General features: G+C 69.5%; 11 protein-coding genes and 1 pseudogene. All 12 read right to left on the minus strand.

From position 1 onward, the window contains the following. Nucleotides 1-1,914 (minus strand): glycosyltransferase (locus GT042_RS05820; protein ID WP_161307622.1); only part of this gene is annotated, 1,914 nt, incomplete at its 3' end. A gap of 151 nt (nt 1,915-2,065) precedes the next feature. Further along, nucleotides 2,066-2,860: a class I SAM-dependent methyltransferase gene (locus GT042_RS05825; protein ID WP_161307623.1), complete on the minus strand. Its 795-nt coding sequence runs from the start codon at nt 2,858-2,860 to the stop codon at nt 2,066-2,068. Between the two features lie 82 nt (nt 2,861-2,942). Then, nucleotides 2,943-3,842 (minus strand): dTDP-4-dehydrorhamnose reductase, encoded by a 900-nt coding sequence (gene rfbD / locus GT042_RS05830; RefSeq protein WP_161307624.1) that lies wholly within the window; start codon nt 3,840-3,842, stop codon nt 2,943-2,945. After that, nucleotides 3,839-4,849, minus strand: coding sequence for a dTDP-glucose 4,6-dehydratase (rfbB, locus tag GT042_RS05835; RefSeq protein ID WP_161307625.1), 1,011 nt, complete (start codon nt 4,847-4,849; stop codon nt 3,839-3,841). Before rfbB ends, rfbD begins: the two co-directional genes overlap by 4 nt. Continuing rightward, nucleotides 4,846-5,913 (minus strand): glucose-1-phosphate thymidylyltransferase, encoded by a 1,068-nt coding sequence (locus tag GT042_RS05840; RefSeq protein WP_161307626.1) that lies wholly within the window; start codon nt 5,911-5,913, stop codon nt 4,846-4,848. The genes rfbB and GT042_RS05840 overlap by 4 nt, the downstream gene beginning before the upstream one ends. A gap of 137 nt (nt 5,914-6,050) precedes the next feature. Then, the gene (locus GT042_RS05845; protein ID WP_161307627.1) at nt 6,051-7,268 is read right to left on the minus strand and encodes a glycosyltransferase family 2 protein; all 1,218 of its coding nucleotides are present in this window, start codon (nt 7,266-7,268) and stop codon (nt 6,051-6,053) included. Between the two features lie 196 nt (nt 7,269-7,464). Beyond that, entirely contained in the window at nt 7,465-9,627 is a 2,163-nt protein-coding gene (locus GT042_RS05850; protein WP_345943693.1) for a hypothetical protein, read from the minus strand. Between the two features lie 134 nt (nt 9,628-9,761). Further along, the gene (locus tag GT042_RS05855; protein WP_161307628.1) at nt 9,762-11,267 is read right to left on the minus strand and encodes a bifunctional cytidylyltransferase/SDR family oxidoreductase; all 1,506 of its coding nucleotides are present in this window, start codon (nt 11,265-11,267) and stop codon (nt 9,762-9,764) included. 274 nt (nt 11,268-11,541) lie between these two features. Further along, nucleotides 11,542-12,978 carry a GTPase ObgE gene (gene obgE, locus GT042_RS05860; protein ID WP_161307629.1) on the minus strand — a complete coding sequence of 479 codons (1,437 nt, stop codon included), beginning with the start codon at nt 12,976-12,978 and terminating at the stop codon, nt 11,542-11,544. A gap of 138 nt (nt 12,979-13,116) precedes the next feature. Beyond that, on the minus strand, nt 13,117-13,371 hold the full coding sequence (gene rpmA / locus GT042_RS05865; RefSeq protein ID WP_161307630.1) for a 50S ribosomal protein L27: 255 nt from the start codon (nt 13,369-13,371) through the stop codon (nt 13,117-13,119). Between the two features lie 14 nt (nt 13,372-13,385). Further along, the gene (gene rplU / locus GT042_RS05870) at nt 13,386-13,706 is read right to left on the minus strand and encodes a 50S ribosomal protein L21 (protein WP_161307631.1); all 321 of its coding nucleotides are present in this window, start codon (nt 13,704-13,706) and stop codon (nt 13,386-13,388) included. Between the two features lie 307 nt (nt 13,707-14,013). Next, nucleotides 14,014-14,383, minus strand: a pseudogene (locus GT042_RS05875) (ribonuclease E/G); the annotation flags it as partial.

Here is a 14,383-nt window from a genome sequence, read left to right on the forward strand (position 1 = left end):
GGCGGGCTTCTTCCGCTTCGGCAGCGCGGTGGCCGCGACGACCCTCGCCGCACCGTCGTCGGCGAACCGCAGGCCGACGGGCAGGACCGTCCAGCGGGGCCCGCCGCGCTTCGCGGACGGCAGCCCCAGCTCGACGTGCCAGGCCCGGCCGGTGAGCGTCTCCACGGGCAGCTCCGACGAGAGGAGCGCCCCGTCGCCCTTGGGCACGAGCGTGGCGGGGCTCTCGGCCTTCGCGCCGCTCGTCGCGTCCGTCAGGCGCAGCGCCACGTCCTCCGGGTCGGCGGCGTGCAGCCGCAGCGGTACGGAGAGGCTGCCGTCGTCGTACGTCACGTGGGCGGGGGCGATCCCCGCGACATCGCGGTCGAAGCGGCTGGTGGCGTGGTCGACGTCCAGCGACAGGTTGCCGTACGGCTCCGTCCAGTACGGCAGCACCAGCCGCCGGGGCGTGCCGCTGAGGGTGCCCTGGCGGGCCGCGTCCACGGTGTCCGCGCGAACGGCCCCGAGCCGGGCCTCCTTGGTCCACCCGCAGGCACTGATGCGGAAGTGGATGTCCCAGATGCCGGGGCCGAGGGGGGCGCGGTTGGCGGCGGTCCCGGGGTCCACGGCGGACTCGGCCCGGAGGACGAGCCGGAAGGCCCCGTCGGCGCCGTCGGCGGGCACCCGCTCGCGGGTGAACTCGACGGGCTGGTAGAACTCGGCGGCCGTGGAGCGTTCCCGTACGACGAGGTCGACCTTCGCCTGGTCCACCGGGGCGCGGGTGCTGGCCCCCGCCTCCCGGACCGCGGCGGCGGTGTCCTCGCCGAAGGGCAGGTCGAGGCGGGCCTCGCCGTCCTCGGTGAGGAACGTGAGCGGGGAGCCGGCCACCTCGTACTCGGCGGTGAAGCCGATCCTCAGCGCGCCGGTCTCCCAGGCGAGCGTCTCCAGGCGTCCGGTGGGCTTGATCCCGGCCTCCCACCGGGCCAGCTCCTCCAGGTCGGCGAACCGGTCGGCGGTCACCAGCGCGGCGACGACCTGCTGGGTGGGCTGGAGCCCGGCGGCGACCCCGGGGCCCATGCGCTCGACGACCACCCCGCGGATCTCGTCGTACAGCTCGCGGCGGTAGTCCTCGGGCAGGGCCAGGAGGCGGCGTCCGCGCAGCCTCTCCACCATCTCGTTGCGCAGCCAGCGGCGGTAGAGCTTGTCGCGCAGCGCGCCCGGCTCGGTGTTGCGCTCGACGACGTCCAGCGCCTCGCGGAGGTTCTTGAAGTAGCCGACCGGGTCGAAGCGCTGGAAGCCGGCGTTCGAGGCGTCCTCACGCTTGACGTGGTAGTAGCAGAGGTAGTCGCTCAGCACCGCGACGTTCGAGGCGAGCAGGTAGGTCTCGGCGACAAAGACGTGGTCCTCGAGGCGGCGCCGGCCTTCCTTGAATCGGATGTCGTTCCGGTCGAGGAATTCCTTGCGGAACATCTTGTGCGGAGTGAGGCTGTCGATCAGCGGGGCATTCCCGACGTTCGCGTGCGGCCTATTCACGCGGAACAGTTCCAGCGGGACCGGCCTGCCCTTGCCGGCCATCTTTCCGACGATCACATCGGCGTTGTTCTCGACGCCGTATTCGTACATCCGCTCAAGGGCTTCGTCGCCGAGCCAGTCGTCATTGTCGACGAACATCACGAACTCGCCCCGGGCCGCGGCGATCCCGACGTTGCGGGGCTTGCCGGACCAGCCGGACGGCTCCTGGTGGATCACGTGCATGTGGGCGTGCTCGGCGGCGAGCCGGTCGAGCCGTTCGGGCGTTCCGTCCGTCGACCCGTCGTTGACGAAGATGGCTTCGTACGTGTCGTCAGGCAGGCTCTGGCGCAGCAATGAGGCAATGCAGTCCTCGATGTACTGACCGGGGTTGTACACCGGAATAACCACGCTGACCTTGACGGACATGCGATAAGCCCCACTGGTGAAAGCGCCCCGGCGTCTTGGTCGCGGGACATCGGAAAACCCACAATATCGTCTGGCCGTAAGGCAGCGGGATCGCCGTCCACAGCTTCGGCCGCCCGGTCCGTAAATCATTCCGGACCGGGCGGCCGGCGGTTCAGCGTCCGACGGCCTCGATCTGCTTGCGCAGCGGACCGAACGCGGAGCGCCCGCGGCGCAGGTCACGGGCGCGGGTGAGCTGACGCCAGAAGTCGGCGGTGAGGACGGTCTCGGGGGCGATCGCGTTCTTGCGGACGATCACCTCTTCCGGGACGGCCTGGGGGTCCGGTACGACGTACTCCTCGATGATCTTGTCGTACGCGTCCTTGAGGACCGTGCTCGTCGGGTCGGCGCCGAAGATCAGCACCACACCGGTCGGCTGCGTGTCGACCTCGACCACGAGCAGGTCGGGGCGGAAGCGGCGGAGCACGGTGGCGACCTTGTAGACGTCCCCGGTCCACGCGTCGGTGTGGCGGTCGCGGGCGGCCTCGTCGATGTTGCGGGGCAGCATGTCGTCGAGCACGATCACGCTGGACCAGCGCGCGTGGCGCTCGACGTTCATGAAGTCGCGCAGGGCGAACTCGAAGAGGTGCATGCCGTCGATGAACGACAGGTCGAGCTTGGGGTCGCCGCCGAACAGCGCGAGGGGGTCCTTGCGGGCCAGCGCGCGGAACGGGTTGCGCTGCGGCCGCAGGTGCAGCAGGGGATCCTTGCGCGCGAAGAAGTCGTCGCTGGTCGCACGCACCAGGTGGACGTCGCAGCTGATCGCCTTGACCACCTTGAAGGCGGGGTCGACCGCTACGGAGGGAACGCGGGAGAGAGCCAGGCTGCGACCGTCGTTGACCCCGATCTCCAGGTAGGTACGGGGCTTGTAGACGCGGTGCAGTTGACGCAGGAAGCCGTGGCGATCCACTGAGGGCCCTTCACTCAGAAGCAAACATTGGAGACGTTAATTCCGAGTGAAGGTAGTCCCTCCGCCGACAAAACGTAAATGGCTACCGTCCGGTGGCGGCGCCTCCGCGCTCGCTCTCCAGCAGGGCGGGGAAGGCCTCCACGAGAGCTTCACGCCACTCCCTCATCGGTCCGAACCCGGCCTCCTTCCACCGGTTGTGGCCCAGCACGCTGTACGCGGGCCGGGGCGCGGGCCGGACGAAGGCGTCGCTGGTCGTGGGCCGTACCCGGGCGGGATCGGCGCCCAGCAGCCGGAAGATCTCCCGCGTGAGGCCGAACCAGGTCGTTTCGCCCCCGTTCGTCCCGTGGTAGACGCCGGCCGGCGCCTCGCCCCGCAGGGCGTGCCGGCCGAGGCCCGCGAGGCGCTCCGCGAGGTCCGCCGACCAGGTCGGCTGGCCCCTCTGGTCATTCACCACATCGAGGGTGTCCTTGACACCCTCCAGCTTGATCATTGTTCTGATGAAATTGCCGCCGCCGGCGCCGTAGAGCCAGGCGGTACGGATCACGAACCCGGTCTCCGGGAGCGTCTCCAGCACGGCGCGCTCGCCGGCGGCCTTCGTACGGCCGTAGGCGTTGATCGGCGCCAGCGGGCTGTCCTCCGGGTACGGCTCCCCCGCGTCGCCCGCGAGGACGTAGTCCGTGGAGACGTGGAGCAGGAGGGCGCCGGAGTCCCGGCAGGCCTCCGCGAGGACCCGGGGCCCCGTGCCGTTGACCGCGAGGGCCGCCTCCTCGCCGGCCTCGGCGTCGTCCACCGCCGTCCAGGCCGCGCAGTTCACCACCACGGCGGGTCGGTGCTCATCGAGGACGGCCCGTACGGACGCGGGGTCGGTGATGTCCAGGGCGGCCCTGCCGAGCCCCGTGACGGCCTCTCCGTCCGCCGTGAGCCGGGCCAGGAGGTCCTGGCCCAGCATGCCGCCCGCTCCGGTGACCAGCCAGCCGCTCACAGCGCCGCACGCTCCTTGAGGGGCTCCCACCACGCGCGGTTGTCGCGGTACCACCGCACCGTCTCGGCGAGGCCCGTGACGAAGTCCTTGCGCGGCTCGTACCCCAGCTCGGTACGGATCTTGGCGCAGTCGACGGAGTACCGCCGGTCGTGGCCCTTGCGGTCGGTGACGTACTCGACGCTGGTGTCCCAGTCCGCCCCGCACGCCTCCAGGAGCAGCCCGGTCAGTTCCTTGTTGGACAGTTCCGTACCGCCGCCGATGTTGTAGACCTCGCCCGCCCGGCCCTTCGTGCGGACCAGTTCGATGCCCTGGACGTGGTCGTCGATGTGCAGCCAGTCGCGTACGTTCCCGCCGTCGCCGTAGAGCGGGACCTTCTTGCCGTCCAGCAGGTTCGTGATGAACAGCGGGATGACCTTCTCGGGGAAGTGGTGGTGCCCGTAGTTGTTGGAGCAGCGGGTCACCCGCACGTCGAGGCCGTGGGTGCGGTGGTACGAGAGCGCGATCAGGTCGCTGGACGCCTTCGCGGCGGAGTACGGCGAGTTGGGTGCCAGCGGGTCGGTCTCGGGCCAGGAGCCCTCGTCGATGGAGCCGTAGACCTCGTCCGTGGAGATGTGCACGAAGGTCTTCACCCCGGCGCGGTGCGCGGCGTCGATCAGGGTGTGCGTGCCGACGACGTTCGTACGGACGAACTCGGCGCCGCCGTCGATGGACCGGTCGACGTGCGACTCGGCGGCGAAGTGCACCACCTGGTCGTGCTCGGCCATCAGCTTGGCGACCAGCTGGGCGTCGCAGATGTCTCCTTCCACGAAGGAGAACCCGGCGTGGTCGCGGACCTCGTCGAGGTTGGCCGGGTTGCCCGCGTAGGTGAGCTTGTCGAGCACGGTGAGGGCGACGTCACCGGGGCCCTGCGGACCGAGCACCGTACGGACGTAGTGCGAGCCGATGAAGCCCGCCCCGCCGGTCACCAGGATCCTGGTGGGACGGCCGGAAGTGGCGGAAGTGGTCATGACGAGATCTGCACCTTGCTGTGGTCGCCGAGGACGAGGCGGTGGGCGGACGGGTGACGGGGGGCGGGGGTGACCTCGACGTTGCGGCCGATCAGCGACGCCTCCACCCGGCGTACACCGGTGATGGAGGCGCCCCGCAGGATGATGGAGTACTCGATCTCGCTGTCCTCGATCGTGCACTCCTCCGAGACCGAGGTGAAGGGACCGATGTAGGCGTCGCTGACCACCGTGTCCGCGCCGATGATCGCGGGGCCGACGATCCGGCTGCCGGTCACCTTCGCGCCCTTCTCGATCCTGACCCGGCCGATGATCTCGCTGTCCGCGTCGACGGTGCCTTCGCAGAACGGCTCGATCCGCTCCAGCACCGAGCGGTTGACCTCCAGCATGTCGGTGACGTTGCCGGTGTCCTTCCAGTACCCGGAGATGGTCGTGGAACGGACGTCCTTCTTCTGGTCGATGAGCCACTGGATGGCGTGGGTGATCTCCAGCTCGCCGCGCCAGGAGGGCTCGATGGACCGTACGGCCTCGTGCACGGCCGGGGTGAAGAGGTAGACGCCGACCAGCGCGAGGTCGCTCTTGGGCTGCTTGGGCTTCTCCTCCAGGGCCACCACCCGGCCGCCGACGTCGAGTTCGGCCACGCCGAACGAGGTCGGGTTGGGCACCTGGGTGAGCAGGATCTGCGCGTCGGGCCGGTCGGCGCGGAATCCGTCCACCAGACCGGAGATGCCGCCGACGATGAAGTTGTCACCCAGGTACATCACGAAGTCGTCGTCGCCCAGGAATTCGCGGGCGATCAGCACCGCGTGCGCCAGGCCGAGCGGGGCCTCCTGCTGGAGATAGGTGATCCGCATTCCGAATTGCGAGCCGTCGCCGACCGCTTCACGGATCTCGTCGGCGGTGTCGCCGACGATCACTCCGACCTCCGTGATGCCCGCTTCCGCGATCGCTTCCAGGCCGTAGAAGAGCACGGGCTTGTTCGCCACCGGTACCAGCTGTTTGGCGGAGGTGTGCGTGATGGGGCGCAGACGGGTACCCGCCCCGCCGGACAGCACGAGAGCCTTCACGTTTCCCGACCTCACTGAAGATTGTTACTGCGCGGGCTGATACGGATCAGCCCGATTTTACCCAGCGTTTCCCCTCACGGCAGTACACGGCCACTTCCGGACGCGCTCCCGGCGGGTCCCGCGGACCCGCCGTCCGGTCATCCCTTCGACGTCAGCTCGCGCATTCTCCTGCGCAGTCCGCGCGCCGCCCGCCGCGCGAGCGACGCGGGCCTGCGGACGGTCCTGGCCGGTTCCACCCGCCGCTTGCCCGCCCAGTCGTTGACCGTGATCTCGTACGTCACGTCGGGGATCCCCGCCCTGCGGGCCCCGAAGTGGGGGTAGGCCAGATACGTCGTGCCCGTGCGGCCCTTGCGGACCACCTCGGGGGCGGTGCCGGCCCGGATGAAGGTGAGGACGTCGAGGAGGAGGTCGAGCCGCCCCCTGGCCACGCACTCCAGGCGCAGCCGCTCGTTCACCTTCAGACGGGCCGCCAGACCCGGCGTCCAGTATTCGGCCATCAGGGGGGCGGCCAGCTCCATCTTGTGGCGCCGGACGTCGTCGGACTCCTTGAGGAGATGGGGGGTGAACTGCTGGAGCAGGGTGACCGTGAAAGGTCTGGTCATCAGCTTGTCGCGCTTGGCACCCGGAGGTACGAGGTCGGCGATCAGCTTCATCAGGGCCCGCGCGGAATCGAACCGCAGGACGTATCCGCCCGACTTGGTGACGTGTTTCCCGTCGTCGCGGCCGACCAGGTAATAGCACGTGTAGTCGGCCACGATGGAGACACCGGAGCCCCGCAGGTACGCCTCCAGCGTGAAGAGGGCGTCCTCGCCCGTCTTCAGTTCCTCGTCGAAGCGGAGGTCCAGCCGGGTGAGCAGGTCGCGCCGGAAGAGCTTCTGCGCGCTGAGCGCGAAGATGGCCCGGGAGTTGAACACGTCGACCCGCTCGACCGTCTTCCGCCACATGGAACGGGGGGCGGTGCGGTTGACGCCCTCGACCTTGCCGAGCACCACGTCCGTACCGGCGCGGTCGGCCATGGCGACCATCCGCTCCAGGGCCTCCTCGCCGAAGTAGTCGTCGGCGTCGAGGAAGAACACGTAACGGCCGCGCGCCAGGGACAGCCCCACATTGCGGGGACCGCTGGGGCCGCCGGAATTGGCCTGGCGCACCACTCTGGTCGGGACGGCGGACCCGGCGGCGAATTTCTCCAGGTACTCCCCCGTGCCGTCGGTCGAACCGTCGTCGACGGCGACGATCTCGATTCTTCCGGCGCCCAGCGTCTGCTTCTCCACCGATTCCAGACAGCGGACGAGATAGGGCATCGCCTCATACGCACCGACGATGACGCTCACATCAGGAACAGCAATGTTGTTCATCGAGTTTTAAGACAATCGTCGCCGAGCATCGGTTGCCTTGCTCTCATCACCTGGAATGTGACGTCCATCACGGCTCATTTCCGTCGTACGGCACGACGCGAAAACCCGCAGAACACCGAAGGGCGTTCTGCGGGTCTTCGTACATCTTCGGAGTGCGTCCCCGGAGTACATCCCCGGCGAGATCAGCGGGCCGGGATCAGCCGCGCAGGGACGGATCCAGGTCGTTGTTCTCCGGCTCGACGAAGGCGTCCGCCGCCGTCTCCAGCCCTTCCTCCGCCCTGGCCTCCACCGGCGCCGAGTCGTCCGGCGCCGCCGCGTCCGCCACGCTGTCGGGCTCGGCGAGGCGCTGCTCGACGCCGACGTTGCGCGCCAGGGACTTGCCGGCCAGCGTGCGGGTGGCCGCGTTGAACTGCTCGATCGACGTGGGCTCGTCGGGGCCCAGCAGATACCGCTTCAGTTCGTGGCGCGCGGCGGCCCGGGTGTCCCCGGCCGGGTCCGTCACCGTACGGAGCAACTCGTCCAGCTCCTCGGCGCTGTTGGACAGGATCACCGCGGCCCGTACGGCGGTGTTCTGCCGCTTGAACTCCTCGGCGCCCAGCTCCGCGGAGTCGGTCACCGCGTACGGCTTGCCGCTCGCGATGAAGTCCGAGACCACGCTGGAGATGTCGGAGACCATGGCGTCCGACTCGTTGAAGCAGTCGTAGAGCCGCGGCTCGGCACCGCTGATGACCCGGTGCTCCCACCAGCCGAAGGAACGCCAGTAGGCGGTGTTCCACTCGGCCCTGAGGCGGGTCAGCTCCGCCTGCCGTGCCGGGTCGGCCTTGGCGTCACGCGACTCCTCGGCCTCGTCGCGGCTCGCGTCCGCGCCGGCCGTCAGCAGGGTGAGACGGGCCTCGACGCGGCTCAGCTCGGCCCGCGCGGCGGCCTGCTCCTCACGCTGGGCGGCGCTCACCCAGCGGGTGTCGGTGGCGCGCTCCGCCGCGGCCTTCTGCACCAGCGCCACGATGCGCTCGTGGACCGCCTTCGCCTTCGGGCTGCGGGTGCCGGTGAACGGGTGCGGCTTGTACAGGAGCCGTACGGGCTGCTCGGCGGCGAGCAGCCGGTTCACGATGTTCTCGCCCGCCAGCAGGAGGGAGGTGTTGCCCGGGTTGTCGTCCCAGCCCTCCCAGGTGGGCGCGTACAGCACGGTGGGCACGGGGTGGCGCGGTACGCCGGTCCCCGACTCGATGGGGGCCAGCTGCGGGCGCCCCACCTCCACGATGTCCTCGTCGCGGACGCCGACGTCGGCGAGCGCGTACCGGTCGCGGCCCGCGCGGCCCGCCGTCCACACCTCGTCGTACGCCTTGCTGAACGGGTTGACGCTGGCGAGCTTGTCGCTGTCGCCGTGGCCGATGAAGACGTGCTTCATGGTCGGCACCCGCAGCATGTGGATGTTCTTGCCCACGTTCGCCGCGTACAGGGCGACCCGGACGGTCGACAGGTCCAGGTTCATCAGGTGCACCCCGCCGGGCACGCACAGCACCGGCACGGCCGTCGGCAGGAGCTGCTGGGCGATGACCCGCTCGCGCAGCAGGATCATCGGCCGGTCCTCCATCTGGTCCAGCGTCTCCAGCCACATGTTGACCTGGTACGCGGACTCCTTGGAGCCGGAGAAGTAGAGGATCGTCGTCGGCCGGTAGGCGGCCAGCCAGACGTCCACGGCCTCCAGGACCTTCTCGGCGGAGGGGACGAGCCGGCTGGGCCGCAGATACGGCAGCAGGGCCAGCACGTACCCGACACCGAGGACCAGCGTGAGCGCGAGGCTCGCGTACCCGTACAGGTTCTCGTCCGTGGCCAGGGCGGTGATCACGCCCGCCATGGCGAAGAGGTCCAGGTGGAGCATCTTCTCGGCGGACCGGTGGAGCAGCCAGCGCGGCGGGGCGTCCGGGATCCGGATGGAGCCGAGGTCGATGTTCCGGGTGACCACGGGGAGCCTGCGGCGCAGCCGGAGCAGGGTCACCACCGCGCCGTGCGGTGCCTGGAGGCCGTAGAAGACGAGGACCGTCACGACGGTCACGTAGAAGATGCGGTCCTGACCGAGCCCGGAGCGGGCGACGAGCAGCACGAGGAGCAGCTGCCGGATCAGGAAGCGGATGGACAGACCGGCGCGCACTTTGGCGAGGCGGTTCACCAGATAACTGCCGCGGTGGTGCAGATGCGCGTCCGCGACATAACTGACAGCCACCGCGACTGCGAACAGCCAGATGTCAGGAATTATCGCGGCGACCATGATGCACGGGAAACTGAGCACCAGGAGAAGTGCCGCTGCCAGCTCTGATCCGCTGCCTACCCGGGCGAGGCGAATGGCTGTCGAAATCACGAAGAACCTGCTCCAGACCGTGCCGGCTGATGACCTTGCGACGAAAGTGTGAAGACGAAGCTTCACGAACTCGGGCCCCCGCGGTGCGCAATTCCGCAACCGCGAAGGCCCATATCATGGATTGTCACGAATTATTACACATCTTCCTGACGGTCCAGGACGGCGGCCAGCGCCTGCTCAAAGCCGGAGGCCTCGGACGCGGTGCGCGTCGGGTCCTGCTGCCGTACGTCGATGACGTGGCCGGTCAGCTCGGAGAGCAGGACGTCGAGGGACGTCCTGGCGACCGCCTCGGAGGAGAGCAGGGACCCGGCGGGCTCCTGGCCGAACGCCTTGGTCCGCATGGGGGTCGCGGTGCGCTCGGGGTTCACGCAGTTCACCCGGATCCCGTCGGCGGCCCACTCGTCCGACAGCGCCTGGGTCAGGTTCACCATGGCGGCCTTGGTGGACGAGTAGAGGCTGTACTCCGCGCGGCCCCGCGTGTAGCTGGAGGACGTGTAGAGGAGCAACTGGCCCTTGGTCTCGGCCAGGTACTTGTACGAGGCCCGCGCGATCTGCACCGGCGCCAGGTAGTTGACGTTCAGCGCTTCCTGGATCGTCGTGTTGTCCGTCTCGGCCAGCTTGCCGATGCGCAGCACGCCCGCGGTGTTGATCACGTAGTCGATGCGGCCGGTCGCCGAGTACGCCTTCGACAGGGCGTCGTCGACGTGTTCCGGGTTCTCCACGTGCGTACCGGTGGTGGAGCGGCCGAGCGCGTACACCGACGCGCCGTACCGCTCCGCCAGGGCGGCGATGTCCGCGCCGATGCCGTACGAACCGCCGAAGACGACCAGCGTGCGGCCGGAGAGCAGCTCGCGGTAGGCGGCCTCGTCGGCCTGGGCGGGGGCGGCGGTGGAGGCCAGCTGGAAGAGCTTGTCGGCGATGAAGACGTCGACGGGCTGGGTGACCTTCATGTTGTACTCGTCGCCCGCGACGACGTAGATCGGCACGTCAGGCAGGTACTTGAGCACCACCGAGCAGTCGTCCGTGGCCTGGAAGTTGGGGTCGCCGCCGGCGACGGCGTACGCCTTGCGAATCGTGGAGAGCTTGAAGGCCTGCGGGGTCTGGCCGCGGCGCAGCCGGGAGCGGTCGGGGACCTCGGTGATGAACTCGCCGTCGCCGCCGTGCGTTCGGGTCACGATGATGGTGTCCGCGGAGGGGATCGCGACGTCGACGGCCTGGTAGCGGTCGAGCGCGTCCACGCAGTCCTGGATCACCCGCTGCGAGAGCAGGGGCCGTACCGCGTCGTGGAACAGGACGTTGGCGTCCTCGCCCTCCGCCAGGCCCTCGCCCAGCGCGGCGATGGCCCGCTCGGTGGTCTCGTTCCGCGTCGCGCCGCCCTCGATCACCCGGGTGACCTTGGTCAGCCCGGACTTGATGACGATCTTCTCCACGTCGGGGACGAAGCCCGGCGCCATGAGCACGATCACGTCGTCGATCGCGTCGGCCTGCTGGAAGATCGACAGCGTGTGCTCGATGACCGCCTTGCCCGCGATCTTCAGCAGCTGCTTGGGGATCGACAGGCCCACGCGCTGACCTGTACCGCCCGCCAGGACGACGGCGGTGGTGCGGGGCCTCGCGTTGGACGCGGAAGTTGCAGACACGTAACTGACCTACCTTGCGGACTCAGAGGATGAATCGATCGTCCCACCCACGGCAATCGTCCCGCAAGGCGGAGCACGGCTGTCAGCCACCCCCACGCAACCCCTGATTCACCTGGACAGGCTACAGCGGCCCCGGTCATGACTCGACCGCCGGAGGGGCGGGGACCCACCCCTCCGGCGGTCGAGGAGACACCTGTCACAAGATGGCGCGGACGACCCGCCCGTCCCGTACGGCCAGAGCCTGTCCCGTACGTCCGGAAGGGGTCGAACACGTCTAGAAGGGGTCGAACTCGTCGTACTCCTTCTGGACGTCGTCGCGCTCGGCGTCCCGGTCCCTGCGGCGCTGCGACGCGGGACGGGGTGCCTCCAGGCGGTGGTCCTCGCCCCGGCGGCCCAGCATCTCGGCGCCCGCCATCATCGTGGGCTCCCAGTCGAAGACGACCGCGTTGTCCTCGGCGCCGATCGCCACGCCGTCGCCCGACCGGGCGCCGGCCTTCATCAGCTGGTCCTCGACGCCGAGCCGGCTGAGCCGGTCCGCGAGGTAGCCGACGGCCTCGTCGTTGCTGAAGTCGGTCTGGCGCACCCAGCGTTCGGGCTTCTCGCCCCGTACGCGGTAGATCCCGTCCTCTTCCAGGGTGACGGTGAAGCCCGCGTCGTCGACGGCCTTCGGACGGATGACGATCCGGGTCGCCTCCTCCTGCGGCTTGTCGGCGCGGGCCTTGGCGACGGCCTCGGCGAGTCCGAAGGACAGCTCCTTGAGGCCGGTGCGGTCGACCGCGGACGCCTCGAAGACGTGGTAGCCGCGCTTCTCCAGCTCGGGGCGGATCATGTCGGCGAGGTCCTTGCCGTCCGGGATGTCGACCTTGTTGAGGACGACCATGCGCGGCCGGTCCTCCAGGCCCCCGTACAGCGCCAGCTCCGCCTCGATCACGTCGAGGTCGGTGACGGGGTCGCGGTCGGACTCCAGGGTGGCGGTGTCCAGGACGTGCAGCAGCACCGAGCAGCGCTCGACGTGGCGCAGGAACTCAAGCCCGAGGCCGCGGCCCTGGCTGGCGCCGGGGATCAGTCCGGGCACGTCGGCGATCGTGTAGACGACCGAACCGGCGGTGACCACCCCGAGGTTGGGGATGAGCGTGGTGAACGGGTAGTCCGCGATCTTCGGCTTGGCGGCCGAGAGCACGGAGATCAGCGACGACTTGCCGGCGCTCGGGTAGCCGACGAGCGCGACGTCGGCGACCGTCTTGAGCTCCAGGACGATGTCACCGCCGCCACCGGGCACGCCGAGCAGCGCGAAGCCGGGGGCCTTGCGGCGGGCGGACGCGAGCGACGCGTTGCCCAGGCCGCCCCGGCCGCCTTCGGCCGCCACGTACGTCGTGCCCTGGCCGACGAGGTCGGCGAGGACGTTGCCGGCCTTGTCGAGGACGACCGTGCCGTCCGGGACGGGCAGGACCAGGTCCTGGCCGTCCTTGCCGGAGCGGTTGGCCCCGGCGCCGGGCTGGCCGTTGGTGGCCTTGCGGTGCGGCGTGTGGTGGTAGTCGAGCAGCGTCGTCACGTCCTGGTCGACGACCAGGATGACGTCGCCGCCGTGACCGCCGTTGCCGCCGTCGGGGCCGCCGAGCGGCTTGAACTTCTCACGGTGTACGGAGGCGCAGCCGTGGCCTCCGCTACCCGCGGCGACATGCAGCTCGACGCGGTCCACGAAGGTGGTCATGGGGATTGCCTCCAGTACATACGGAAATGTCTCAACAACAACACGCGAAGGGCGGACCCGCTTCCCGATACTCCGGGAAGTGAGGTCCGCCCTCGCGAAGAAACCCGTTCTACAGGTGCCTGACGACCGATGGGGTCCTCAGGCGACCGGAACGATGTTCACGACCTTGCGGCCACGGCTGGTGCCGAACTCCACCGCGCCGGCGCTCAGCGCGAACAGCGTGTCGTCGCCGCCACGGCCGACGCCGGAACCGGGGTGGAAGTGGGTGCCGCGCTGGCGGACCAGGATCTCACCGGCGTTGACGACCTGACCGCCGAAGCGCTTCACGCCGAGCCGCTGAGCATTCGAATCGCGCCCGTTCCGAGTGGACGATGCGCCCTTCTTGTGTGCCATGTCTCCTCAGTCCCTTACTTCGCAGCCGCGGGGATACCGGTGACCTTGATCGCCGTGTACTGCTGGCGGTGACCCTGGCGACGGCGGTAGCCGGTCTTGTTCTTGTAGCGAAGGATGTCGATCTTGACACCCTTGTGGTGATCCACGATCTCGGCCTGGACCTTGATGCCGTCCAGGACCCACGGGTCGCTGGTGACGGCGTCGCCGTCGACCACGAGCAGGGTCGAGAGCTCGACCGTGTCGCCAACCTTGGCGGTGGGAATCTTGTCAACCTCAACGATGTCGCCGACAGCAACCTTGTGCTGGCGGCCACCGCTGCGCACGATGGCGTACACGCGGAACTCACTCTCGCTCGGAACGGAAACCCCTGACGCCAGCCGCTCGCACGGCCCGGGGCCGTGACGATCCGAAAGGACGAGCGGCCTCCTCCGGCGAGGTGGAGCGGCGCCGGAAGGTGGGTGCTCAGGGATTGGCGCGTACATAAACACGCCGACGGCCAAGAGTACGGGCAGGCCGCCGGGGGGGTCAAACCAGCCCGGCGGTTGAACGGCCCGTGCCCGCCCCGGGGAGTCCGGGGCGGGGCACGGGCCGTTCAACCGCCGTACACCGGGACGGGCCCGGCGTACGGCGTGGCCGGACGGCTCAGCTGTCGGTCGACGCCGTGACGGACGGTGCCGTCTGCTCGGCCGCCGACGTCTTCTTCGCCGCCGACTTCGTCGTCTTCTTGGCCGTCGTCTTCTTCGCGACCGTCTTCTTGGCGGCGGTCTTCTTCACCGCCGCCTTCTTGGCGACGGCCTTCTTGACGGTCTTGCGGGCCGTCTTCTTGGCCGGGGCGGCGTCCGCCTCCGGCGTTTCCTGGGTCGCCTGCGGCTCCTGGCCGGACCCGGGGGCCTCCTGGCCGGACCCGGTCGCCTCGGCCGGTACGGCCGCCTCCTCGGGCTTCGACGCGGCCACCACGACGACCGCCGTGTCCTCCGCGCCCGTCGGCGAACCGGCGGGGGCGGTGACCTTG

This window comes from Streptomyces sp. SID3212, assembly GCF_009865405.1.
In the GTDB taxonomy this organism is placed as follows: Bacteria; Actinomycetota; Actinomycetes; order Streptomycetales; family Streptomycetaceae; genus Streptomyces.

What these genes read in the sequence shown, in the direction of transcription:
- rfbB (WP_161307625.1), bottom strand. Translation starts at nt 4,849, where the DNA reads ATGACCACTTCCGCCACTTCCGGCCGTCCCACCAGGATCCTGGTGACC.
- GT042_RS05845 (WP_161307627.1), bottom strand. Translation starts at nt 7,268, where the DNA reads ATGAACAACATTGCTGTTCCTGATGTGAGCGTCATCGTCGGTGCGTAT.
- obgE (WP_161307629.1), bottom strand. Translation starts at nt 12,978, where the DNA reads ATGACCACCTTCGTGGACCGCGTCGAGCTGCATGTCGCCGCGGGTAGC.
- rpmA (WP_161307630.1), bottom strand. Translation starts at nt 13,371, where the DNA reads ATGGCACACAAGAAGGGCGCATCGTCCACTCGGAACGGGCGCGATTCG.